Here is a 23,363-nt window from a genome sequence, read left to right on the forward strand (position 1 = left end):
AACTATCAGCCATTAACTACCGGCGATGATAGCTCGGCCAATCCATCACCGAGCTGTAGTTCTGCCGCATTTGACACAACATGCTGCCCAAATCATCGGGCAGTTCCTGATCATCAACTTTGGAGGGCATGGGGATACGGATTTTCCACAGCTCGCTGCCTCTGAGTAATACAAAGGCCTGGCCTTTGGGCAGTGCAACAATATCAGCCGGTGAGATCATCGGCACTCGGCTGACGCTGATACGATCTTCATTGTTCGAGGTAAAACCAAAGCTACCATTGGCCTCGGTGCCATCAATCACACCGGACACTGCCATAATTTCACTGACACTGACTTCGGGTAATTGCTTGGTAAACATTTCACAGGTCGAAATTTCTTTCACGCCCATAATAATCATGGTGCCGATATTGCCCGCGATCTGCCCCGCTTTCGCTTCACTGCCGAGTTCGGCAATGGGGTCACTCCAGGTTTGGGTATAAAGATTCAGTTCATATCCCGCACCACCGCTTTTATTAATCAGGGTTTTAAATTGCGGCCCAATTAAATCGGAAAATTCATCCCCGTGAATCACCACAGTGGGGGCTTTTTGTTTTTTGGACGGCTGACCATTCGCCCCTTCTTTGCCAATCCCGTGTTTGTAAATATGGCCTGCTAGGCTGGTTAAATCACTGAACATGGAGGCACCCACCGCACTGGCCACTTCCGCATCGGTCAACGCATCCAGGCCGACATAAACCACGGCTTCTGTACGAATAGCCTCCGCCCATTCCAGTTGTGGTCGGGAATCTTCCGTATCATGAACATCAGGGGCTAAAATTGCGTTGATTTTACCGGTGGTGAGTTTTTCTAAAAACGGCTTGGCGGCAATGGTGATCTTCTGAAAATATTCACGGTCGTAGCGAAACACCGAGACAAGCCCTTCCAATATTTGATCTAACTCGCCCAGAGTTTTCAGGTATCTCACCAAGGCAATGGCATCGGGGTCTTTGCCCTGTTCGGCGCGGGGCAGTGATTTAACATTCATGGCATCACGCACCGCCTCTAACTCACCCTCCCAGTCTTCACTGCCATGCTCGTTTAACCAGTGCCTTCCATACTGGATCAACAAGGGATCAATATCACTCAGATAGCGGCGAATTTTGGGGAAGTCAGGTTTAATGTCCAGTGCATCCAAGACGACAGAAATAATATTGACAAACAGCCAGATAAATTCCTTAAAAGCCGCTGCATCCCCCTCTGACGGTAATTGACTGGCAATACGGCTAGCGACCTCAGTAATACGGGAAAATGAACCAATAGCGTTGTAGCGGGCGCTTAGTTCTGGGTAGCCCAAGTGAAAGACAATCAGTTTGCGGCCTGCTCGTTGAGTTTCGATATAAATACGCTTTAAATAATCCGCATCGCCTTTAGGGTCGAGCACGATCACGCAGTTATTACCCCGTCGGATATCTTGGGTGGTTAGAATTTCCGCCAACCGTGTTTTACCGTGGCGGGTACGGGCAACCACCACCATATGCCCTACCCGATCACTCAGCGGCATTACCGCATTGGTTTCCGCCCCGATCCCGACACCGTGTATCACGGCATCGCCCCCCACCGCCGGTGGTGGACGAACGGGATTCAGGGCGGAATCTGTCGCCGTCCATTGCATTAACTTTTTTAGACCCAGAGTATGCTCCCAATCCAATTCCTTACGGCGTATCCACTGCGACAAGGCACTCACTTGCAGGTAACGCTCAGCCCGTTTATCACGCGCTGCATACAGCCGTTCCGTGTGGGTTTGATTCCATCGAAAACCACGACCTAAAAATAGTACCGATTGACTGATGGGTATTTTAGTCGCCGATAACACATAACGGGGCGTACGTTTAAGATGGCGCTGATAGCGTAATACTCGCCACGCCTGACAGCCTCGCCATAACCCCAAACCACTCAGACAAGCGGCGCTGAACAGCGCAACGGTGGGTGTCATCATCATGATGTGTGGTGCTTTCAATACCACTCCAGCAGAACACAGTGCCACCGCTGCCGAAGCCAGCTCGACCGGAGGCCGTAACAGCACCTCAACTTCGTAGCGATCCGTCATTGCTCCCACCCCTGATTGGACAACAGTATGGGGTAATGTGTTAAGCCCAACCCAGCCGCAAAACCCTCTGCCGAGGCAGGCACTAAACGTAAGCCTTGAGCGAGAATAAGCATTGCTTCAATATCCTTTTTGTCCTTAGCCTGAATCAATAAACCAACCGCACCTAATTCCATCAATTGCTCACGCCTTTCGATTAACCATTTTTTTGAGCGCGAATCAGAACCCACTAGAAAGAGTGGCTGTTGCAAATAACGTAATGCTTTGGGGCTGGCCGTTACTACCCCCGGCGACAGGGAAGGTGTTGTGATTGGCAAAACATAGGCCGATAATTTTTGTTTGTTTAAGAGGACGGATTGGCGCGATTGTTTAGTGTTTTCCTGCTCAAACCGTTGGGGTAAATACCCGCTGATGGGTTGGGTATTACCCGAATCATAAATAACGGTTAAGGCTTCGCTGACAGGAATAATCGTCAGTAACATGGCAATTATGAATAGTTGATTTAATAAACCCTGGCTTACGTTTTTCATCAAAACGCCACCGTCCAATTTTTCCTGACTTTGGCGCGATAGTACTTGGCGCTTTCAAGGGATTGTGGGTCTTGCCCCGGATCATGATAACGCCCGACTGCTTGCCACCAGTCTTGTGTGTTTTCAAATTGCTCTCGTAAAATGGCAGCTCCCGCTTTTAGATTTTGCAACGGTATCAGGGCTTGTTCTGCATCCGTGAACCGCTGCTGCTGCCAACGCCAACTGATTTGCATTAGTCCAATGTCAATAGAGCGTTGTTGTTGAATGGCTTGATGGATATGCCGTAACGCTTCGCTTTTCGACTGACAATAAACGCTACGCCCTTCAATATTTAATGCCCAGGGCCAAGGCAATGCTGATGCGTCATAACGCCGCCCACTTTCAGTTAAGGCAACTGCATAAAGAATATCAACCGGCACCCGATAGGCTTTCGCCACAACATGGTAGGCAACAGGTAGTGATTCCAATGCCGCTGCGTTAACGGGTTGCATGACAACTAATCCGGCCAGGCATTGATAAAGACAGTAAGATTTCATAAACCTAAATCCTCCGTTTTTAGTTGAAAAAACTGCTGATTGCGCTTTAAAAAAACAGGAACCGTTGCATGATTGACGTTTGAGGAGCGGCTATTCAAACGATGGTATAAACCTTCATCACGGTTTAGCGTCAGTGTTTGTTTATTTAGCCATTCGGTTTGTATGCCCTGTTCTTTTGCCCACCCGCTTACCGTTGCATCATCCTTGGCATCGCGTACATAAATGTCGACACCGCTGTTTTTTAATCCTGACAATAGGCTCATCAACCGGCGAATGGTGGCAAAACACTCCTTGCAAGAATCAGCGACAAACACCAGCAAACGATCACCCTCAACAAAGCGCCGTTGCGCTAAATTTTTAGCCTCCTTGAAAGCAGATTTTTGTTGTTGGTGTGCGTAGTAAGGAGCCAAAAGTCGTTGGTCCAATAGATCCGCATTGGGGTATAAACGATTAAAGGCCGCACGGTAGGCTGTTTGGAAACGCAGCACTCGCTCGGTGAGTTCAAATTCCTGCTGTGCGTAACGCTCGGCATAGCGTTGCGACTGTTGTTGGGTGTCAGCGAACATACCCAAGGCCATTAAAGGATCAATCGTAGGGTTCCACTTGCCCAATGGCCCACGGATTAAATCGAGGTATCGTTCGTACTCGCTAATATCCAATGACCACCGCGTCGCGTCGTGCTGAATAAGCTGTGTTTGCGATACTGGTGTTTCTCGAACAGGCGTTTGTGGGGATGATGCTTGGCCCTCAGCCGTTTCAGCCAGCCCTGTATTCGTTAGCACAACAGCCCCGATTAAGAGAACCATAACATTCACACATCGATTGATACGGTTCATGGCGTTACCTTTGTCTCACGCCATAAGCGGTGTTGTTCGTCCACTATTCGATTGGCCGCACTGATGGACAAAATGGCAGGGTTTTTAGGTGTTAGATTCAACATCACACCTTTTTTTAGGGCATTCATGTTGTTGAGAAAAGCATTGGGATTGGCCTGAAATACTTGCACCATGCGCTGATCCAATGTCATCCCCTTCAAGCCAGCTACCGTGACAATGCTACTGAGACTTTCCCCTTTATTTACCGGCCCATAGTGGCTCACTGTTTCTTTTTTCTGCGTCCAATTTTTTACAGCTTTTTTAATCTCTGCCTCGCTAACAAACTGCTTGTAGTCTTTTTTCAAGGCATAGGAAACCGTTCGAGTGACCGGATTAATCGTCACCTCAAAACTTTCGCCACCTAGCAGCTTAAGCGCATCAAGGAGTGTGATCGGATCAAGCGTTCGGTGAGGGTCAGGCAACGCCAACGACAATAAAAGCGCTTGCTCAGGCAGTGCCTCTTCCGTGTTGAGCAATCGTAAACCGTAGGGGTGGAGCAGATACGCCAGCGCCTCCCCTATGGTTTCTAGCTGTTTGGGGATATGAATTGAGATAATAGATTCAAGTAAATTGCGCTGTGCTGGCGTTGCGCCCACCTGCACCGACACATAGCGGCTCTCTGGTATCACCGAGCTGATTTCCTCTGCCAATGAGAGTGATGAGACACCCAACACCATCAGCGTGGTTAGGGTTAAAGGTTTTCGTTTCATGCTGTTCGCCCACCGAATCAATAATCAGAATCGACAGGCTAACGGAACCGAATTGGTTTATGAGGTAACAATGGTTCGGACGACAAAGACCGTTAAGTGATAGTTTTTTTAAAAAAATAACACTGACCTAACCAGAGTTAGATCAGTGTTGTGGGTTACTGGGCAAAAGCCAGTTGATTTAAAGGTTGTAGTCGAATAGCCGATAGTGGCTCCCAGTGCTTAAGTACCACGAGGGTTTCCCATCGTACACTTGTTACACCTATCATCGACGTGTCTGTCAACTGAGCTTGCAGCTTGAGTAATAATGCTCTGATGCTATAACTCTCCGAGATCGTGCCTTCGGCATGAACCCGGAGCGTTTGGCCTTCGAGCGAAATATCCATATAACCCGTATCAACAAACTCTGTTTCTTTTAGCATATTCAAAACAGAACCTAGTACGATTTTATCGGCATCCGCTTTCAGCTTGACTGCACCGCGCATTTCCAAGAACTCCATAGTCTTTCTCCTCATGATTAAAAAAGAGAAAGATGTCGCAGCGGGAAATCATTTCTCCCGTTGGGGTGGTAGCAACCAATAACACTCAGATGATGGTCTGGTGCGGTATAGGTCGTACCGTTCAAATGACAGGCTGTGACCTGTCGGGTGCTATTGAAACTGCAATAGCCACAGTGTATTTTTACACTCCGCGTGTGTTCATTACCGCCCTAAATACACCACAGTAATTTGTTCGCGCTCGTGGCCCAGCTCCTGCGATATGGCAAAGCGAGCCGCCCTGTCATTAAGGCGCTCGTTTTCTTCCAGCTCTTTATGGCTTGGCCCACCGCAGGCCGGTGCAGGCCAGCCGGTCAATTCTCGATAGCGTTCCTGAGCATAACGATGACGCAAGCCGTGTAATTTGGACAAACCCGCAGCATCGGTTAATTTTTCGTACAGCCGAAGTTGTTGCACATACATCAAGTGCGAGGGAATCAACGAACCTTTGCCTGCAAGGAGGTGCGCACGTTTCACAAGTTCACGTTGCTCATCCGTTCTAATCGGAATATCGCGCGCTTTGCCCCCTTTACACCAGCTTGATTTAAGATGGATATAACTGCCTTTATCCGCGTAGTCCGGTCTGAATTTAATCGCCTCTTCACGGCGAAGGCCAAACGATTTTTGTAATTCAAGGCTGGTTTTAATATGTGGATCAGTGATTTTTTCTAACAGCTCACTATGAAGATCACGGGCTTTTGAGGTGTTGGTCACAAACACTCGTTCGGCAATACCGTAGTAAGCGTTATCTTTAGCAACCACATTTTGTTTACCGATTTTTTCAGCCCACCAGCGCAATATAGATAGCCTGTTTTTTTATCGTACCCGATGACAGCCCTTCTTCCAGATAGTGCGCGACCAGCGCATCAATATGCTTGGGTTTTAGTGATTTGGCTTCCATACGACGATAGCCCAACTTAAATAATTGGTTAGCCATCGCTTTTAATAATAGTTGGCGGTCAGCCTGGGTGTTGTGGCTTCCATCGGGATTGCGTGTACACAAATTTTTAAACTGATAGTTAAGATCCTTCATTGCCGCGCCCTCTTATTGATAGGGCTTATTTCAGCAATGTGTCGGCCTTTCCGCTACGAAAAATGGTACAAGCATGGAGGAACATTATCGGGGGATATTTATAATAAACGCAGCATATTTTTTTACTTTTCCTCATATGAAAATCAGATTAGCTGGAAATCTAACGGCCAATATTAAGTCAATAAATAAACGCTTAGTCACTCGGTAGAAACGATAATACAAAAGGAGATTTCAGCCAACTTTGTCCGGCGTCTTATTTATCACCGACCGGTCTACACAGTCACCGGTATTTGGTGCGTCTGGTTATACCAGACAGGCGACCGGTCAGACCGGTCGTATTTACCTATCCGCATACTCCGCAACTTTATGTTTTTATAATGGTTTTATCGGAATAATGGAAATTCATTCCTCAAAAGCTGTTGGCCTCTGTTGTGGTGTCTCTCTCTGCATTAAGGTCAGGTTTCTTTAATGTTTCGGATGATTGAATGACCGTTTAGCACAGTCACTAGCTTTTTACTCACTGGTTTAACCGGTGGATTTACCGGTCAGAATAGTCGCATGAGCTGAGAAACATAATGGTGTTGATACGTTTGGTTAGTGTTAATGACTGTCTATTGGCTTTAACCAATAGAGAGATAAGCGATAGTGCTGCTTATCGAACGTCACGGGACACCACCCCCATAAAACCTGAGTAACGGCACAACCATCAAAACCCACCGAAAGGTGTAATCCTGATTCGTTTTAACGCCTCAGACGTGTTGCTGCTATTTGATTGCCAAGCAACCCTCCTCTGTTAATGAATGAACCTTATACCACTGTATAAGTGCGTTTATGGCTGTGAACCCGCCGGGGTGCTATTGAGTCTGCAATAGCTACAGTAGGTAGGGCGAGTATTTCATCATTCGTGTGAATAATCTTGTGTAACGGGTACATCACTGCAGGAAAGTTTATGTAGGCCAGTGTCGGCAAGGTTCGCGCCCCCTCGTCACTACCCTAGGGTGTAGTGACGAGGGGCTCTCATACTCATCAGAATCTTTCTCTGTATCACTGTTATTTTGCTTACCATCAGCAGTATTTAAAATCCATTTCCCAACAGACTTGCATTTTTTATCGTTCTATTCTTTATGTTTTATTCGTTCTTCTAATTTCCCCCGTTCCTGAACCAGCCTACGATACGCCTCAATGAAACCGAGGTAGTCATCTTCAAAACACAAAGCATTTATGACACACTTGGTCATTAGATAGATGCCCTGTCCCCCACCACCTGTTAGAAAAACTTCTTCGTTTGTTTCCAGATAAATCACCAAGGAGAGAAGCGCAGAGCAATTAGTGGTTGTATCTCCCCAGCTGGAGCCAATCAATGGGCTTTGATTAGGTTGTGGGTTATCGAAAAAATGGGTATAGAATGCTGGGGCTGTATATGTAGTAACTAGCCTGTGACCATTTGACAACACATGAAGTCTATATGATGTTCAACGATTTACACCAGACAGGGGTAATTGAGCTCCGTCTCACGACCACCAACGACTTATGAGCTACAAATTTCTGTGCTGTCTGGTAACTGCCTGGTTTTTTCACTCTGCCAGCTACGCACTGGACCTCCCAACGCTGCCGTTTTTGGGTAACAAAACCGATGTCAACATCGAGTTAGCCGGCGATAAAACACTGCTCACAGTGCTCAAGGAAGAGCTTGCCCGACAGCGGCAAAATAATCGCCAATTACAGCTGTATACGACACGGCGTAAAATCGCCCGTTACGAAAGCCAATTGTTAAATGAGCGTTTGCGTGCCCAGGGCTACTATGCCGCCGAGGTCAGAGTGGACCTGCGAGATGAGCGTATTGTCTACCAGGTCGATCCAGGCCCGATTTATCGTGTACGGAAACTGGTATTTCAAGCGCCTGACAGTGTCGGGGTACTGCACGATGTGGTTACGCTCAAACCCGGAGAACCATTGCGGGCTGAAGCGGTTCTGGCGGATAAAAAAGCGCTGACGACCTACGTCGCAGACAACTTTTGTCTGTATCGTATCGATGTTGATTATCGCGTAGTGATTGAACATCAAACCCAATTCGCCGATGTGACCTTTGTGGTCGAAGACAGTCCATCTGTGCGCTTTGGCGATATCACTATTACCGGGCTGGAGTCCATCGACGAGCAGTATCTTCGCGCGCGCCTACCGATTAAAAAGGGTGAATGCTTTAAACTTGGGCGTATCGACACAACTCGCCTCACACTGATACAAACCAATTTATTAGTGAGCGTCAATGCACAAGTCATGCAGCCTGACAGCGATAGCGTACCAATAACGCTGCATGTGGCTGAACGCCACCACCGCAGAGTCAGCGCCGGTGTGGGGTTTGAATCCGATGAAGGTTTCGGTGTCTCAGCTGGATGGGAGCATCGTAATTTAATGGGACGCGCACAACGGCTGACCATTGATAGTCATATTGCGCAAAATGCCCAAGTGTTATCGGCTGGCCTGACGCTGCCTCATTATCGCCGCAATGATCAATCCGTTACCTTTTATACGGATTTGGAACGCGAAAATACCGACGCTTTCCAATCGGATACCGGCGCACTGGGCGCAGAAATTTCTCGTCAGTTAACGCGCAATCTGCGCGCTTCGGTTGGTGGAGAATTAGCTTTTTCCCAAGTCGAAGAAGACGGCCTGGATGATAGTTTCGCACTGCTGTCACTGCCTCTGAGTCTGAAATACGACCGGCGCAACGATCCGCTGGACCCTCGTCGGGGCTGGGTAGCGGCCGGTAGCATACGTCCCTATTGGGATGCCTATGACACAGGAACAAAATTTGTAAAATCGACAATCGCTGCGAGCGCCTATTTCTCTTTCGATGAGTTTTTCTGGCGCCCTACCCTGGCAATACGTGCTGCAATGGGTGCGATTAGCGGTATAACGCGGGACCAGGTGCCGGCTAACGTGCGATTTTACACGGGCGGTGGCGGCTCCGTGCGTGGCTATCCTTTCCAAACCTTGGGACCACTCACCGACAACGAACCGGATGGCGGTCTTTCATTTACGGAGTTATCGGTCGAGACCCGACTGCGCTGGGGGGAGCACTGGGGCGGTGTCGTCTTTGTGGATGGTGGTTTTGCTTACGAAGAGAATGTGCCGCAATTCGGTCAGGACCTGCGCTGGGGTGCGGGTATAGGACTGCGCTATTACACCAGCTTTGCCCCCATCCGTTTCGATATTGCAGCCCCTCTGGGCAAGCGCGAAGGTATTGACGACAATTATCAGCTTTACATCAGTATCGGGCAGGCCTTCTGATGATGCGCCGGTTGTTTAGCCGATTCAACATACGACAAACGCGGACGATAGCAAAGTGGTTCGCGCTCACACTCGTTATCGCGTTCACCACAGTACTGCTGATGGGCGGTACAATGCTGGGCTCAGAGAGTGGACGGCTTTGGTTAACACATAGCGTCGTCAACACACTCAATCAATCCACACTACTGCATATCCGCATTAACGATCTTTCAGCCCCCCAACTAGGTCAATGGGAAGCGAAACGCATTAGCATAAACCGAGGTCAACAGACCTGGATAGTTGTCGATGAGTTAAGCCTCTACTGGCAACCCTTTGCGCTGTTTGATCGCAGCATTATCATCGATCAAATACAGGCAAGGGCTTTTTCGCTGCACAAATTACCGGCGAACCATGATGACATTATAGAAACAATAAAAAGCGGGGAAAAAGCCAGCAATGCCCTTTTGACTGTCGATAACGTCACATCAAAAATACCGAATGTTCAGCTTAAGAAACTGGCGATACAGTCGTTACACCTTTATGGTTTTCGTCCCGCCGAAACTGAAAAAGATAGCCTGAGCTATGCGATTAACGCTAACGCACATTGGCTAAAAAATTCGCCGTTACACATCGACATAGAAGCGCTGGGGCTTGATGCGATACCTGTAACAATGAATTTACAGGTTCAATCTAACGATTGGACTCATGCAACGCTAGCGGGATCGCTCAAGGAGGCGGCGGGCGGTTTTTTCGGAGCGCTTCTGCAATTACCGAAAGAACAGGCTATCGATGCCGGGTTTGATGTCACTGTAACCAAACTGGCAGACCGATACGGCATTGACATCAAACAGTTAAGTTTGCCCCTGGCGCAGAGAAATCTCATCGCGCAAGGGAGCATCACTGTCACTCCGAAAAAAAATACGGTGTCTATAGACCAGCTGACGCTCGCCATTGACGATACTCACCACATCATTAACGGTAGCTGGATCGATCAACAGCTGGATTTTGAATTGAGTTTAAATAAGTTTCCCTTAGACATCGTCAAACTCTGGCAAGCCTCCATCGATAACGGTGAACTCACCGCTCAACTGAACATTAACGGCAGCACTGTCCAGCCATACGCTAAGGGAAGCATTAGCGCGAACACGGTGTATAAAGATGTATCGATTGCTGTCGACTTTGTCGGTTCACTCAGTAAAAACCTAGTCAATATCGAAAACCTGAAAGCAACACTGAACCATTCAGAAATCCTGGCACGCGGTAAACTCGATATCGTGTCCGACACATCAAACATTGAAGTCTCCGCCAAAGCGCTAGATTTAACCCAGTTTGACCTATTGGGCATTCACCTCCCCCCTACCCTGAATGCAACAATCGTCTCTGCGCAAGCCACATTACATGGCTCTGCGCGTAACCTTAGCGGTAATCTGACCTTCATTGCAAAAGGTGACTATGAGCAACAGCCATTTTCACTGGCAAGCCATTTGATGAAAGATGACAGCACAGTCTTTATTAACCGTGCTGAGTTAACAGTCGCTGACGCAAGCGCTTCACTAGAAGGCAAGCTACAAACCCAAACACTTGAGACTAATCTCACTCTACAGGCCAAGTCTATGCCTCTGAGCTTGTTGCAATTGGCTGGGATTACGTTGCCGGACACATTAAACGCACAACTCAACACCCAGCTAAACCTTAGCGGCAATTTGCGCAATCCGAGGATAGCCGGCGACGCACAACTGCAAGGTGTTTATCAAGCGATTCCGTTTACTGTCAACGCAAGCGGCTATCACCACAACAACGATTCTCAACTAAAGACAGCGAGCGTGTCGGCATTTGACGAACAGGTCTTCACAGCATCCGGCTACTATCGACGGGGGCAATTCGATATTCGTGCGCAGGCTAAACAGTTGCCCTCACAACTTTTCTCAGCCATTGGCTGGGCTGTTCAACCGGGACATTTCAATGCGGATATTCACGCCCAAGGTTCATTAACTACCCCTACCCTAAACGGCAGCTTGAACTATGGATCTGTATTACATGGCTATGATGATGAAGGGGAAGAAAAGAATATCAACTTCGTATGGAATCTGGACATCACTACAAACGCTGACGCTGACGCTGACGCTATCAATTTTGCATCAACCTTTACACGGGACAATCACCTCCCAGGAGAACTAGTCGTCAGGATTCCGATACAACCCTATGTTCATCATGCGGCAAAACAACAGCGCTCTTCGGAATTCCGGGACCTTCCTCTGCAAGCGTCGCTAAAGGGACACTTTAATTTGCAAACCATTTCTTTTTTACTGGACCCGGACCTTCACCGGCTGACAGGAAACTTCGACACCGACATAAAGTTAAGCGGTACCCTCGCAAAACCCAAACTCAAAGGCACTTTACAGGTTGATGGCGCACGCTACGAAAACCCGATGACCGGCACCCTTATCGAGCATATTGATTGCGTTGTTAGTGCTGAGCAAATCATGCTGAATATCGACGCCTGCCAAGCAACGGATGGTGGCGCTGATGACAAGAACGGACAATACACATTGGCAGGCACCGTACATCTACCTGTCGATGGATCTTCTGGACGTGTTGCGCTAAAAGTAAAAACCCAAGGCGCTACTATTTTACGGCGACCTGATATTGACAGCGAGGCAACCGGCGAGATAACACTATCCGGCGATTTTACCACACTGCTCGCCTCCGGCAATTTAGAAGTAGCGCCTTTTACTGCCGTTTTTGACGCCAATTCTTCCAGTGGCATACCCAGTATTACCGTTGAAGAAGTGCAATCTCAGCAGGAACATGAGGGCACAAATAAAAAGACAACACCGGTATTACCGACCGTACAATTTGATCTTGTCATAACGGCCAGCCATCAAGCGTATTTGCGCGGCCATGGGCTTGAAGCGGAACTACAAGGGCAAATCGACATACACGGTGATAGTAACAAACCGCTCTACGAGGGCGAATTTAAAACAGTGCGCGGCGTCTTTGAACTATTTAACAAAAAATTCAAGCTGGAACACGGGCAAGTTAATTTTGCCAATAATGCTATCGGTTTGGCGATAACCGGTGTTTATGAAAAAAACGGGCAACGCATCCAAGCTGACCTGGCGGGTACTAATGACAACATTACACTTCACTTCTCGGCGATTCCGCAAATACCCGAGGATGAAATACTGGCTTTTATTATTTTTGGTAAATCACTACAAAAAATCACCCCGTTTGAAGCGATACAACTGGCCTCAGCAGTACAGACATTACGCAGCGGTGGCAGCGGTTTTTTTGATCCTATCGGCAGTGCTCGCGAACTATTGGGTATTGATACCCTATCCATCGAATCCGCAGCCACTGAAGACGGACAAAGCGGCGTTAATGTCGGCATCGGTAAATATCTCAATGAAAAAGTCTATCTGGAGCTGGAGCGCACACCGAATCCATCACAACCCTGGAAAGGTAATCTCGAAATTGAACTGACACCCAGTATCAATTTGGAAAGCTCGACCGGCGGTCAAACAGGTATTGAAGGCGCGAATCTCAAGTGGAAACGAGACTACTAACTCTTTTTTTTCTTAGGTGACTTCGATGCTTTAGAAGGATAGTGTAACCATGAATAGTCTAATCATAAAACGATCTATCCGATCAGTTGAGAAATGGCGCGTACTATTATGGCTAAAATTATGGCTAAAAATATGATTAAAAATTCCATGCTAGAACTCAATCGTATTATTCATGGGGCTGCCCAGGCAGCTAGTACGCAAGAGCAGGTACAGCTGATTGTGGATGCCATCAGCGATGTGATTACCACTGACGTCTGTAGCCTGTACCGACAAACCAGCGATAAAGCGATGGCGCTTATCGCCAGCCATGGTTTGGCAAAAGGACATCCTTTTATCATTCCGGCCAATCAGGGCCTGGTGGGGCGCGTGGCGCAATCGCGTCATAGTATCAACGTTATTCACCCGGAAGAACTCCCCGACTACTACTATGTCGCGGGCTCTAACGAAGAACAGTTCCACAGCTTTTGCGGTGTACCGCTGGTGCACCGCGGTGATGTCATCGGTGTGCTGGTGGTACAGAGCCGCCGCGCCGAATCCCTGGCAACTGAGCAGGAGGCATTTTTGACAACACTGGCAATGCATTTGGCGCTGTTGCTGGCATCGTTACCCACGCATTTGTCCCAACAACCGGGGCCGTTGCAGAATGATTACCGGCAAGGTATTAGTGGCGCACCGGGCATTGCGATCGGTAGAACAAGCGTTCGGCAAGCGGCAGGGCTTGCCATGGTGATGGAATCCAATGGCGAGAGTATCGACGATGAACTCGCCCATTGGTTACGCTTAAAAGCAATGGTTATTGACGAACTAAAGCGCGAACGGCGGGTCGTCGAACAAACCCTCGGTGATAATCTAGCGGCTGTTGTTGATGCCTACCAAATGTTGTTGGACGACCCCAGTTTTGGCACGCATATTACCGATGCCATTAAAACGGGGAAATCCTTGCCCTGGGCATTAAAACAAACGGTCAGTTATTTTTCTGAACTGTTTAAAGAAATGGACGATCCCTATCTTCGCGCCCGCCATGAAGATATCGAACAATTAGGCGACAAACTTTATCTGTCATGGTTAGGCAGTGATTCTACCGTTATTGGGATCGATGATGAGATCGATAATGAATCCGCCATTATACTGGTAGGCCATCAATTAAGTGTTTCGGACATTGTCAGCCTGCCTGCTGAGCGTCTTGCAGGTATTGTCTGTTTTGCGGGTGCCGCCCTCTCCCACATTTCAGTGTTCGCCAATGCCCTGGGTATTCCAGCCGTGATGGGCGTCGGAGAATTACCCCTTAATAGGGGCGAACAACTGATTCTCGACGGTGATAATGGTCTGGTCGTTATTGCCCCCAGCGATACCGTCACCGCCGAATACCAAAGTATTATTAAAAGCCAGCAAGCGTTTGCGCAAAGCCTGCAGGCGGACCATCACCTTCCTGCAATAACAACCGATGGTATAAGAGTAGCGCTATTGGCCAATTCAGGTCTACAGGCAGACCTGATGCCGGGCCTCAAGCAGGGTGCAGAAGGTATTGGCCTCTACCGCACCGAAATCCCTTTTATGGTACGCCAGAGTCTGCCCTCTGAGACAGACCAGGTAGCGGTATATCGCGAGGTTATCAATGCTTATCAGGACAAACCCGTGTATATCCGCACTCTGGATATTGGTGCCGATAAACCTCTGCCGTATTTACCCCTTGTAGAGGAAGAGAATCCCGCTCTGGGCTGGCGCGGCATCCGCTTTACTCTCGACAACCTACAACTACTAATGACGCAGTTTCGAGCAATAATGAGGGCGGCAGCCGGACAGGATAACGTGCACCTGCTGCTACCCATGATTGGCTCGACCAGTGAGCTGGATAAGTGCATTGAATTACTGGATGAATCGCTTCAGCAATTGCTAGCCGAAGGCGAAACGGTGTGCCGCCCTCCTCTGGGTATCATGGTGGAGGTACCGAGCAGTATTTCCCTGCTGCCGTTCTGGCGTAAAAAGCTGGATTTTATTTCCATTGGCAGTAACGACTTGAGCCAATACCTGCTGGCACTCGATCGCAACAGCCCCTTGGTTGGCAAGCTCTATGACCCACTGCACCCCGCCGTGATCCACGAATTACTGCGTATAGTACGCAGCGCCAGGGATTGCGAACTACCCGTGAGCCTGTGCGGGGAAATGGCTTCAGACCCCGTGGCTGTGCTGCTGTTATTGGGTATGGGAATCAGACAGCTAAGTATGAGCTCATCCAAATTACCCTTAATCAAATGGCTGGTGCGAGCCATTTGCATTAGCGATGCCGAAGCGTTTTTGGCACAGGCACTGACCATGGACAGCGCTCAGGGTATTCGAGCAGCATCAGAAACGTTAATGAAAAAAATCGGGGCCAACCATGACCACTAATAATCCTATACCACCCGTGATACATGACATCGATACCCGACTGCATAAACTGGTTAGCCCTATCGATATTTTGACTGCGGTCAGCCCACTCAATTATCGCGAACAAAAACAGCTTTTTTTGCAGCAGCAATATTCCAAGGAACCCGAGTTTGTCTATCGCAGTCACGACATAGATAGCTTTACCCTAAAACGCAATCTGTTTAATCTGCCGCTGGAAAAAATCGTCGATGATGATCTGCGTCAGCTTTACCTGGATATTGTGGATTCCTATATCGACAAAGTTGACCAGTACAAATCCATTGGCAATGATGAATTTCTCTATGATTCACTGCGCTACTACGGCGAACCGTCGGAGAAAGATATTCGTAATGCCAACTTCATCCTGCATCTACCTGAACAAGACGACAATGATGAGTCACTACTCAATGCCGAAGCGATCAAATCGGTGCTCACCGAATTCGCCGACCACGAAGGCTATCAATATCAACTGCAAATTGATGACAACATGATCGCCAAAGCGCTGGTTTCAGGAACCACCGTAAAAATAAACAGCACCGCAGAAATCAGTAAGATAGAGACCATGGCACTGGCGCATCACGAATTAGGCGTACACCTGGTAACTACGCTCAATGCGCGCAGCCAGCCTTTGCGCATCTTATCCCTCGGCAGCCCGGTCAATACCATGACCCAGGAAGGGCTGGCTATTTTGAGTGAATACCTGGCGGGCTATATGACGGTTAAGCGTTTAAAAATTCTCGCGCTAAGAGTGCTGGCGGTAGAATCTTTAATCAAGGACAAGAGCTTTCGCAGCACATTTATGCGGCTAAAAGAGGGTTATCAGCTAGACGATGACACGGCGTTTACCATTACCGCACGAGTTTATCGCGGCGGTGGCCTGACTAAAGACTACCTCTACCTGCAGGGCTTTCACCAGATGCTTAACGCTCACGAAACAGCAGCAGATTTCACCCACCTACTCACAGGAAAAATCTCGCTAGATCATTTGCCTATTATCACTCGCTTAATTAATAAAGGCATTTTATTAGCGCCAGAAAGAATTACGCCTGCCTTTGTCCGACCGGTAAAGAGTAATGACATCGATAGTTTTATTGTCCATGCCATCAAATAGTTTTCAACGGTGGATAAACCCACTCCTTCTCTAACAGATATTATCGGCTTTGTAGCCTTTCCAGGGTTTGGCACGCAAAGCAAACTGACCGATACAGAGATTGCCAGCCGCTACCCGGAATTAGGCCAATTGGCAAAGAGCCTGCGCCAGGCGGATGAGCAGGATGTGGAACTGTTATCCGCTGAGCTCTACTCTGATGCCCGAGAAAAATATAAAGATGCGTTAGCTTCTGCTAAAAATGGCAGTGAGAAGGCACGAATTGAGGCCAAGCAAAGCCGGGAATTATTGAATAAAGCCAATAGCAGTACCATAAGGGCGCGCGATGAAGGCCTTGGCCAAACGTTACGCTAAATTGGAAGTGGAAGCGCTAAAAAATTCTACCGTTAAAGGTGCCGAAGAACAAATTCGTAAAGCTGAATGCGCCAAAGCCGATGACTTTGCTCCGCTAACCTTAACCCAGTCAAAAAGTGAACTGAAGTTGGCAAAAAAAGTACTGGAGTCTGATGCGGATGCTCGCGAAAAAGCAGCTGACCATGCCAATAAGGCCTACAAGCTCGCCAATCGGGCGATCTAGATCACTGAAATTATCAAAGAGTTCAAGCAAAGCGGTATGACCGATGAACAGGTAGTGATCTGGTATCAGACCCAATTAGCCAGCGTGGTGGCACCGGTGGTTTCGGACCCTGATTTTGGCCAAGAGAATAAATTACTTATCAGCGATTTATCTTTGGATATTCAGGCGATAGTCAATAAAGCTCGGGAAGGCGAGCAATCCCTAGCTAAAATTAGCCAACAATATGCCACTGAAGTCGCAACTAATAAAACAGAACGTCAGCGCCAGGCAGAATTCGAAGCGCGTTTCCGCACGATTCAAACTATCTTTACCAGCAATGAAGCTGAGGTTTATCGGCAGGGCAACAACGTGCAGATTCGATCCTACGGATTTTACTTTCCCTCTGGAGGCAGTGAAATTCAGTCTGACAATTTTCCGTTGCTAAAGAAAATTATCAAGGCTACAGAGCAGTTTCCCAATTCAAAAATTCAGGTTTCAGGTCATACCGACAACCGCGGTTCGGATGAGCTGAACATGAGTTTGTCTTCTGAGCGCGCAGATAAAGTGGCGAAATTTTTGGTCGAGGTTGGTAATCTAACGGACTACAGGGTAAGTAGCATTGGATATGGCAAGACACGCCCGCTGGCATCCAATGAGACGGTGGAGGGCCGAACAGCCAACCGCCGGGTAGAGGTTCTTATTATCAACGATTAAAAAGCTAAGAGCCCGCATAGGGCTCTTTTTATTAGCAGGACTAGACAATAAAAGGGGATGTGGATGAGGTGGAACGTACAAATGGAAAGCAGGGATTTCACAACATCGTGGTCTCTGTATTACTCATCCCTTCGTAGGTTTATCACAGATCGTTACTTCGGTGCTTTACAGGCAGCAACGATTAATACCGGCGATAGCTGAGGCAACATCGCATAAGCTCAGTGTCAATACTGCAATCATTGTTTTGCCTAAACTAACAGTATTAGAGATATTTTTCTCCTGTGCCTGAATGGCACCCACAGACTTCGCGGTATTGAAGCGATAGACTTCCTTACAATCACCAAAATCGCACACAGTTTCTATTTATTACACGTTGGAAAACACCTATGATTGCCGGCACGAAATCCTTAAACCACTATGGGCCACCAGAGGTTTGAAACTATGTCTATCGAAGTAAACCATACACCGCTGGCAGATTCCGAGCTGATTATGCTGGGTTGGCGCGAGTGGGTCAGCTTGCCTGAATTGGGTATTGGTCCCGTTAAAGCAAAAGTGGATACCGGAGCCCGAACCTCTGCCCTGCATGCCTATTTCGTGGAGCCCTATCAAAAGCAGGGCGAGCACCGGGTCAGGTTTGGTATTCATCCCCATCAGGACGACAATGATACCGAGGTTATCTGTGACACAGCCGTGCTGGAAGAGCGTACAGTAACCGATTCAGGTGGTCATGCAGAGCGCCGCTTTGTGATAGAAACAGCAGTTGTTATCGGTGAATTGAACCGTATGGTCGAAATAACGCTCACCAATCGCGACAGCATGAAATTTCGCATGTTGCTCGGGCGCACCGCGCTGAACGGCTGCTATTGTGTCTATCCGATGGCATCCTATCTTGCCGGAAACCCCCAATGTGACTTTATGCAAACTTAGTCAGTCCAATACCCATTAAAAGCGTCGCTCGGATGTCATGCTCGAGTAACATACTCAAAAATAACAGAACGACAGTAGAGGACAACCCATGAAAATAGCCATTCTTTCAAGAAACCCCAAATTATACTCTACCCGTAGACTCGTAGAGGCCGCTACTAAACGTGGCCACGAGGTTCGTGTGATTGATCACATCCGCTGCTTTATGGATATGGGGACGGAGAACCCCTCGATCCATTTCAAAGAAGAGGAATTCAATCCCGGTGACTTTGATGCGGTTATCCCTCGCATCGGTGCATCGGTAACCTTCTACGGTACCTCGGTAGTACGTCAGTTTGAAATGATGGGTACCTATTGTGTTAATGAGTCTGTCGCTATTTCCCGCTCGCGGGACAAGCTGCGTTCCATTCAGTTATTGTCACGCAAAGGCGTCGGCATTCCCGTTACCGCTTTCGCCAATTCGCCTGATGACGTGAAAGGCCTTATCAGAGAAGTTGGCGGCGCCCCGCTGGTGATTAAACTGCTTGAAGGCACACAGGGTATCGGCGTCGTGCTCGCTGAGACTAAAAAAGCGGCGGAAAGTGTTATCGAGGCCTTTATGGGTGTAAAAAGCAATATCCTGATACAGGAGTTTATTAAGGAAGCCGGTGGCAGTGATATACGCTGCCTGGTTGTGGGAGGCAAGGTTATTGCTTCCATGCAAAGGACAGCGCCCGAAGGTGAGTTCCGTTCCAACCTGCACCGGGGTGGCTCTGCCCAGCTCGTTAAATTATCACCGGCAGAACGCGCCACAGCCGTTAAGGCGGCAAACATCATGGGACTCAACGTATGCGGTGTCGATTTACTGCGCTCTGAAAGAGGTCCATTGGTGATGGAAGTCAACTCTTCACCCGGATTAAGGGGTATTGAAGAGGCCACTAAAAAAGACGTGGCCGGTATGATTATCGACTTTATCGAAAATAACGCTAAACCCAACAAAACACGCACGCGTGGCAAAGGATAATAGTTACGTGACAATGACGATAAAAAATCAACCTATCACTATCAATGGCATAACAGTACAGCCTGGTGAACAACAGGTGATTGACCTGCCCGTGGCCAAACTGTACACCCATATCAGTCTAAATATACCCGTGCAAGTTATCTGCGGTAAAAGACCTGGCCCGCGACTGTTTATCAGCGCAGCCATTCACGGTGACGAACTCAATGGCGTTGAAATTGTTCGCCGTTTATTCACCACAAGTGCGCTTAAGAGCCTGCGTGGAACGCTGGTGGTGATTCCTGTCGTCAATGTATTTGGCATTATCCAGCACTCCCGTTATCTGCCCGATAGACGTGATTTGAATCGCTCTTTTCCAGGTTCCAGCCGCGGCTCTCTTGCCGCCCGGCTTGCCCATATTTTTTTGCAGGAAATAGTCAGCCAATGCAATTATGGGATCGACCTACACACCGGCGCATTAAACCGCTCCAACCTGCCACAAATTCGGGCTAATCTGGATGACCCGGAAACAAAAATGCTCGCCGAAGCTTTTTCGGTACCGGTGTTACTGAACTCGAATCTGCGTGATGGCTCTTTGCGCCAGGCTGCCGATGAGCATGGCGTGAAAGTACTTTTGTATGAAGCCGGTGAAGCGTTACGTTTCGACGAACTCTCCATTCGCGCAGGCGTGCGGGGTATCATATCGGTTATGCGCAAGCTGGCTATGTTGCCAGCGGCAAAAAAATCATCAAAACAGCAAGAGCCTTTTATTGCTCGATCCAGTAGTTGGGAGCGCGCACCGGAAAGCGGCCTGCTGCGCTCAATGGCATCGCTAGGATCACGAGTCAATAAAGGTGATATTCTGGGCATAATATCTGACCCGTCGAATTTGTTCGATCCGGTGGAGCATGACGTTAAAGCAGGATATTCCGGCATCATTATCGGTACAAGTAATATTCCTTTGGTCAATGAAGGGGATGCACTGTTTCATATCGCTCGCTTTGAAGATATCAAAGAAGCAGCAGCATCAGTCGACGCTTTTCAAAGTACGGCTGAGCGGTCTCCCAATCCAGGCTTTGACGACCAGGCACTCATTTAATAGGAGCACACATGAATGTCCTGGCTTAACACTCTGCCTCAGCAAGACCTGTGGATATGGCTGGGCATCGCTTTTTGTATATCCCAATCCGCTATGTTTTCCGGTTTAAATCTGGCCTTTTTTAGCCTGAATCGCCTGCAACTGGAAGTTGCAGCGGGTGACAAAAACAAAGCTGCGTTAACCGTGCTCGCTATGCGTCAGGATTCCAACTTCTTACTAACAACCATTTTGTGGGGCAATGTCGGGATCAATGTCCTATTAACGTTATTGTCAGATTCAGTGCTGGCCGGAGTCAGTGCTTTTGCATTTTCGACGGTATTTATCACCCTGTTTGGTGAAATCACGCCACAAGCTTACTGCTCACGCCACGCGCTTAAAACAGCGTCTCTATTAGCGCCTTTATTACGGTTTTATCAACTACTGCTTTTTCCTGTCGCCAAACCTTGTGCGCTGTTACTGGATGTATGGCTTGGCAAAGAAGGCATCACCTATATGCGCGAGCGTGACTTGCGACAAGTGATCAAAAAGCATATGGAGGCTGACGAGGCTGAAGTTGAGGCTGTCGAGGGAATTGGTGCGCTTAATTTCCTGCAAATCGACGATATTGCGGTGTGCAATGAAGGCGAGACTTTAGATCCAGAGAGTATTATCGAATTACCCACCCATTTGGACCTACCGATACTGCCAGACTTTAAACCTTCAGCAGATGATCCGTTTTTGCAACAAGTACAGTGTTCCGGCCATAAGTGGGTTGTACTCGTTAACCAACAGCAGCAACCACTGGTCGTGTTGGATGCTGATGGTTTTTTACGCGCCGCTCTGTTTAGACCATCCGCTGACTTTCAACCTTATGATTATTGTCATCGGCCTATTGTCATTACTAACCCGCAATTACCTTTGGGGGATGTACTGGGTAAGCTAAAGAAGAGCCACGATACTCAGTGCGATAGCGTCATTGATCACGACATTATTTTGTTGTGGTCCGAGCAGCGCCGAGTCATTACCGGTGCTGACATCCTTGGACGACTATTAAAAGGCATCCATGCGGGTACCTGAATCATTGGATAGATAATCTGGAGCAATAGTCTTATGAACCATGTCATGCACTCCGTTGAATTTCAAATGAGCGTACTGCTGTTTATGGCACTGAGCGGTTACCTGCTGGCCTCTATGCTCAAACAACCCTCAGTAGTAGGACAAATTTTGGCGGGCATCATCATCGGCCCCAGCGTCTTTGGCTTGATAACCTATACCGGTTTCGTCTCCAGTCTCGGTCATTTGGGCGCTGCAATTTTGCTGTTTACCATCGGTCTGGAATTCAAGGTTAAGGATCTGCTGCAACTACGCTATGCTGTCATTGGCTTGTTTGGTGTAGTAGTGCCTTGGGCCTGCGGTTTTGGTTTAGCTTTGTTGTTTGATTTTGACCCTGGCCGAGCCACGTTAATTGGTGTGGCTTTGTCCGCAACCAGCATTGCGATTACCGCCGATACCCTACGCGAAATGGGCAAGCTCGATAGTGTGGCAGCCAAAGCCATTATCGGTGCCGCCGTTATTGACGATGTACTGGCGCTATTAGCACTCTCTATAAGCCTGCAGGTAGGCGGTGGCGAAGCGTCGCTGCCTGACATCGGTTTTATGCTATTGAAAGCCGTGGTGTTTTTAGTGGCAGGTGTCATATTAAGCCAGCGCTATCTCCGCCACTGGATTACCAAACTCGACGGCACTGCTTTTGCTCAACGTTATACAGAAGCGGTTTTTGTCCTCGCCATGATGCTGGCCTTTGCCTATGCCATTGTCGCTGAACTGATGGGTTTGTCGGCTATTGTCGGTGCCTTTATTGCCGGTGTCAGTTTGGAAGGCGTACACCTCAAACACAGCCGTAATTTCCATGAAGGCGCGGATTACCTACGTATCGTCTTTGGTGCCATTTTTTTCGTTTCGCTGGGAATTTTAGTCGATGTATCGGCATTCACCACTGACATGTTTCTGTTTTTATTGGCGCTGACGGTTGCAGCGATTGCCAGCAAATTGATCGGTTGTGGTCTACCGGCACGCTTGTTGGGTATGAGCAATAAAGATTCTATCGCTATCGGTGTTGGTATGGTCCCACGTGGAGAAATCGCCATGGTGGTGGCTTTATTAGCGCTCAATTCTGGCGCCATTGAACAGGCTGCTTATATCGCGATCGTGCTAATGAGTTTGTTAACGGCTGTATTTACGCCATTGGTATTACGCAACTGGGTTTATCGCCCATCCCCTCATCAAAACAAAGCGCATCAACACTCTGCTGATTAAGTAAAAATCATCGAGGATGGTTAAGGCACTGACACTATCGAACACCTGAAAAACTATCAGTTTATTGTTGAAATACTGGTTTACAGTATTGTTCTGGCTGCAGGTTTTTTTGCCGCAGTCATTGTCTGGATGTATATCAACGATAA

Annotated in this window: 20 protein-coding genes; 12 read left to right on the forward strand and 8 right to left on the reverse strand. The window is 48.1% G+C overall.

The genetic code is table 11. The features are described 5' to 3' along the window. Nucleotides 1-16: 16 nt before the first annotated feature. The 8 genes from traD to H5647_RS22275 form a co-directional block, all read right to left on the reverse strand. Nucleotides 17-2,086 (reverse strand): type IV conjugative transfer system coupling protein TraD, encoded by a 2,070-nt coding sequence (traD, locus tag H5647_RS20370; RefSeq protein ID WP_045860828.1) that lies wholly within the window; start codon nt 2,084-2,086, stop codon nt 17-19. Then, nucleotides 2,083-2,613, reverse strand: coding sequence for a PFL_4695 family integrating conjugative element protein (locus H5647_RS20375; protein WP_200911612.1), 531 nt, complete (start codon nt 2,611-2,613; stop codon nt 2,083-2,085). Before H5647_RS20375 ends, traD begins: the two co-directional genes overlap by 4 nt. Beyond that, the gene (locus H5647_RS20380) at nt 2,613-3,149 is read right to left on the reverse strand and encodes a transglycosylase SLT domain-containing protein (RefSeq protein WP_045860829.1); all 537 of its coding nucleotides are present in this window, start codon (nt 3,147-3,149) and stop codon (nt 2,613-2,615) included. The genes H5647_RS20375 and H5647_RS20380 overlap by 1 nt, the downstream gene beginning before the upstream one ends. Further along, nucleotides 3,146-3,985, reverse strand: a complete 840-nt coding sequence (locus tag H5647_RS20385; RefSeq protein WP_045860830.1) for a TIGR03759 family integrating conjugative element protein — start codon at nt 3,983-3,985, stop codon at nt 3,146-3,148. Before H5647_RS20385 ends, H5647_RS20380 begins: the two co-directional genes overlap by 4 nt. After that, the gene (gene pilL2 / locus H5647_RS20390; RefSeq protein WP_052692239.1) at nt 3,982-4,734 is read right to left on the reverse strand and encodes a PFGI-1 class ICE element type IV pilus protein PilL2; all 753 of its coding nucleotides are present in this window, start codon (nt 4,732-4,734) and stop codon (nt 3,982-3,984) included. Before pilL2 ends, H5647_RS20385 begins: the two co-directional genes overlap by 4 nt. A gap of 155 nt (nt 4,735-4,889) precedes the next feature. After that, entirely contained in the window at nt 4,890-5,231 is a 342-nt protein-coding gene (locus H5647_RS20395; protein ID WP_045860831.1) for a hypothetical protein, read from the reverse strand. Nucleotides 5,232-5,432: 201 nt separating this feature from the next. Beyond that, nucleotides 5,433-6,065 carry an integrase domain-containing protein gene (locus H5647_RS20400; RefSeq protein ID WP_236074995.1) on the reverse strand — a complete coding sequence of 211 codons (633 nt, stop codon included), beginning with the start codon at nt 6,063-6,065 and terminating at the stop codon, nt 5,433-5,435. Continuing rightward, a complete protein-coding gene (locus H5647_RS22275) occupies nt 6,049-6,300 on the reverse strand; it encodes a phage integrase N-terminal domain-containing protein (protein ID WP_236074997.1) in 252 nt (83 codons plus the stop codon). The genes H5647_RS20400 and H5647_RS22275 overlap by 17 nt, the downstream gene beginning before the upstream one ends. 1,530 nt (nt 6,301-7,830) lie before the next feature. Here H5647_RS22275 and H5647_RS20405 point away from each other — a divergent pair. The 12 genes from H5647_RS20405 (at nt 7,831) to H5647_RS20460 (ending at nt 23,217) form a co-directional block, all read left to right on the forward strand. Continuing rightward, nucleotides 7,831-9,591: an autotransporter assembly complex protein TamA gene (locus H5647_RS20405; RefSeq protein ID WP_052692240.1), complete on the forward strand. Its 1,761-nt coding sequence runs from the start codon at nt 7,831-7,833 to the stop codon at nt 9,589-9,591. 113 nt (nt 9,592-9,704) lie between these two features. Then, a complete protein-coding gene (locus H5647_RS20410) occupies nt 9,705-13,136 on the forward strand; it encodes a translocation/assembly module TamB domain-containing protein (protein ID WP_162926447.1) in 3,432 nt (1,143 codons plus the stop codon). A 108-nt stretch (nt 13,137-13,244) separates the two neighbouring features. Beyond that, nucleotides 13,245-15,524: a phosphoenolpyruvate--protein phosphotransferase gene (gene ptsP / locus H5647_RS20415; RefSeq protein WP_052692241.1), complete on the forward strand. Its 2,280-nt coding sequence runs from the start codon at nt 13,245-13,247 to the stop codon at nt 15,522-15,524. Continuing rightward, nucleotides 15,514-16,653: a flavohemoglobin expression-modulating QEGLA motif protein gene (locus tag H5647_RS20420; protein WP_045860834.1), complete on the forward strand. Its 1,140-nt coding sequence runs from the start codon at nt 15,514-15,516 to the stop codon at nt 16,651-16,653. Before ptsP ends, H5647_RS20420 begins: the two co-directional genes overlap by 11 nt. A gap of 9 nt (nt 16,654-16,662) precedes the next feature. Then, nucleotides 16,663-17,004 (forward strand): hypothetical protein, encoded by a 342-nt coding sequence (locus tag H5647_RS20425; protein ID WP_045860835.1) that lies wholly within the window; start codon nt 16,663-16,665, stop codon nt 17,002-17,004. Next, entirely contained in the window at nt 16,976-17,227 is a 252-nt protein-coding gene (locus H5647_RS20430) for a hypothetical protein (RefSeq protein ID WP_045860836.1), read from the forward strand. Before H5647_RS20425 ends, H5647_RS20430 begins: the two co-directional genes overlap by 29 nt. A 36-nt stretch (nt 17,228-17,263) precedes the next feature. After that, nucleotides 17,264-17,920 (forward strand): OmpA family protein, encoded by a 657-nt coding sequence (locus H5647_RS20435; RefSeq protein ID WP_052692242.1) that lies wholly within the window; start codon nt 17,264-17,266, stop codon nt 17,918-17,920. Between the two features lie 441 nt (nt 17,921-18,361). Then, entirely contained in the window at nt 18,362-18,847 is a 486-nt protein-coding gene (locus H5647_RS20440; protein ID WP_045860838.1) for an ATP-dependent zinc protease family protein, read from the forward strand. 88 nt (nt 18,848-18,935) lie between these two features. Further along, complete coding sequence (gene rimK / locus H5647_RS20445; RefSeq protein ID WP_045860839.1) at nt 18,936-19,847, forward strand: 30S ribosomal protein S6--L-glutamate ligase; 912 nt, start codon at nt 18,936-18,938, stop codon at nt 19,845-19,847. A 13-nt stretch (nt 19,848-19,860) separates the two neighbouring features. Further along, nucleotides 19,861-20,922: a succinylglutamate desuccinylase/aspartoacylase family protein gene (locus H5647_RS20450; RefSeq protein WP_045860840.1), complete on the forward strand. Its 1,062-nt coding sequence runs from the start codon at nt 19,861-19,863 to the stop codon at nt 20,920-20,922. A gap of 15 nt (nt 20,923-20,937) precedes the next feature. Beyond that, entirely contained in the window at nt 20,938-21,978 is a 1,041-nt protein-coding gene (locus H5647_RS20455; RefSeq protein ID WP_045860841.1) for a DUF21 domain-containing protein, read from the forward strand. Nucleotides 21,979-22,011: 33 nt separating this feature from the next. Continuing rightward, nucleotides 22,012-23,217 carry a cation:proton antiporter gene (locus H5647_RS20460; protein WP_045860842.1) on the forward strand — a complete coding sequence of 402 codons (1,206 nt, stop codon included), beginning with the start codon at nt 22,012-22,014 and terminating at the stop codon, nt 23,215-23,217. Nucleotides 23,218-23,363: the final 146 nt, after the last annotated feature.

Source organism: Teredinibacter purpureus, from assembly GCF_014217335.1.
Classification (GTDB): Bacteria; Pseudomonadota; Gammaproteobacteria; order Pseudomonadales; family Cellvibrionaceae; genus Teredinibacter; species Teredinibacter purpureus.

Coding starts and splice junctions, on each gene's coding strand:
- traD (WP_045860828.1), bottom strand. CDS start 2,086: ATGACGGATCGCTACGAAGTTGAGGTGCTGTTACGGCCTCCGGTCGAG.
- H5647_RS20375 (WP_200911612.1), bottom strand. CDS start 2,613: ATGAAAAACGTAAGCCAGGGTTTATTAAATCAACTATTCATAATTGCC.
- H5647_RS20380 (WP_045860829.1), bottom strand. CDS start 3,149: ATGAAATCTTACTGTCTTTATCAATGCCTGGCCGGATTAGTTGTCATG.
- H5647_RS20385 (WP_045860830.1), bottom strand. CDS start 3,985: ATGAACCGTATCAATCGATGTGTGAATGTTATGGTTCTCTTAATCGGG.
- pilL2 (WP_052692239.1), bottom strand. CDS start 4,734: ATGAAACGAAAACCTTTAACCCTAACCACGCTGATGGTGTTGGGTGTC.
- H5647_RS20395 (WP_045860831.1), bottom strand. CDS start 5,231: ATGGAGTTCTTGGAAATGCGCGGTGCAGTCAAGCTGAAAGCGGATGCC.
- H5647_RS22275 (WP_236074997.1), bottom strand. CDS start 6,300: ATGAAGGATCTTAACTATCAGTTTAAAAATTTGTGTACACGCAATCCC.
- H5647_RS20405 (WP_052692240.1), top strand. CDS start 7,831: ATGAGCTACAAATTTCTGTGCTGTCTGGTAACTGCCTGGTTTTTTCAC.
- H5647_RS20410 (WP_162926447.1), top strand. CDS start 9,705: ATGCTGGGCTCAGAGAGTGGACGGCTTTGGTTAACACATAGCGTCGTC.
- ptsP (WP_052692241.1), top strand. CDS start 13,245: ATGGCTAAAATTATGGCTAAAAATATGATTAAAAATTCCATGCTAGAA.
- H5647_RS20420 (WP_045860834.1), top strand. CDS start 15,514: ATGACCACTAATAATCCTATACCACCCGTGATACATGACATCGATACC.
- H5647_RS20430 (WP_045860836.1), top strand. CDS start 16,976: ATGAAGGCCTTGGCCAAACGTTACGCTAAATTGGAAGTGGAAGCGCTA.
- H5647_RS20435 (WP_052692242.1), top strand. CDS start 17,264: ATGACCGATGAACAGGTAGTGATCTGGTATCAGACCCAATTAGCCAGC.
- H5647_RS20440 (WP_045860838.1), top strand. CDS start 18,362: ATGTCTATCGAAGTAAACCATACACCGCTGGCAGATTCCGAGCTGATT.
- rimK (WP_045860839.1), top strand. CDS start 18,936: ATGAAAATAGCCATTCTTTCAAGAAACCCCAAATTATACTCTACCCGT.
- H5647_RS20450 (WP_045860840.1), top strand. CDS start 19,861: ATGACGATAAAAAATCAACCTATCACTATCAATGGCATAACAGTACAG.
- H5647_RS20455 (WP_045860841.1), top strand. CDS start 20,938: ATGTCCTGGCTTAACACTCTGCCTCAGCAAGACCTGTGGATATGGCTG.
- H5647_RS20460 (WP_045860842.1), top strand. CDS start 22,012: ATGAACCATGTCATGCACTCCGTTGAATTTCAAATGAGCGTACTGCTG.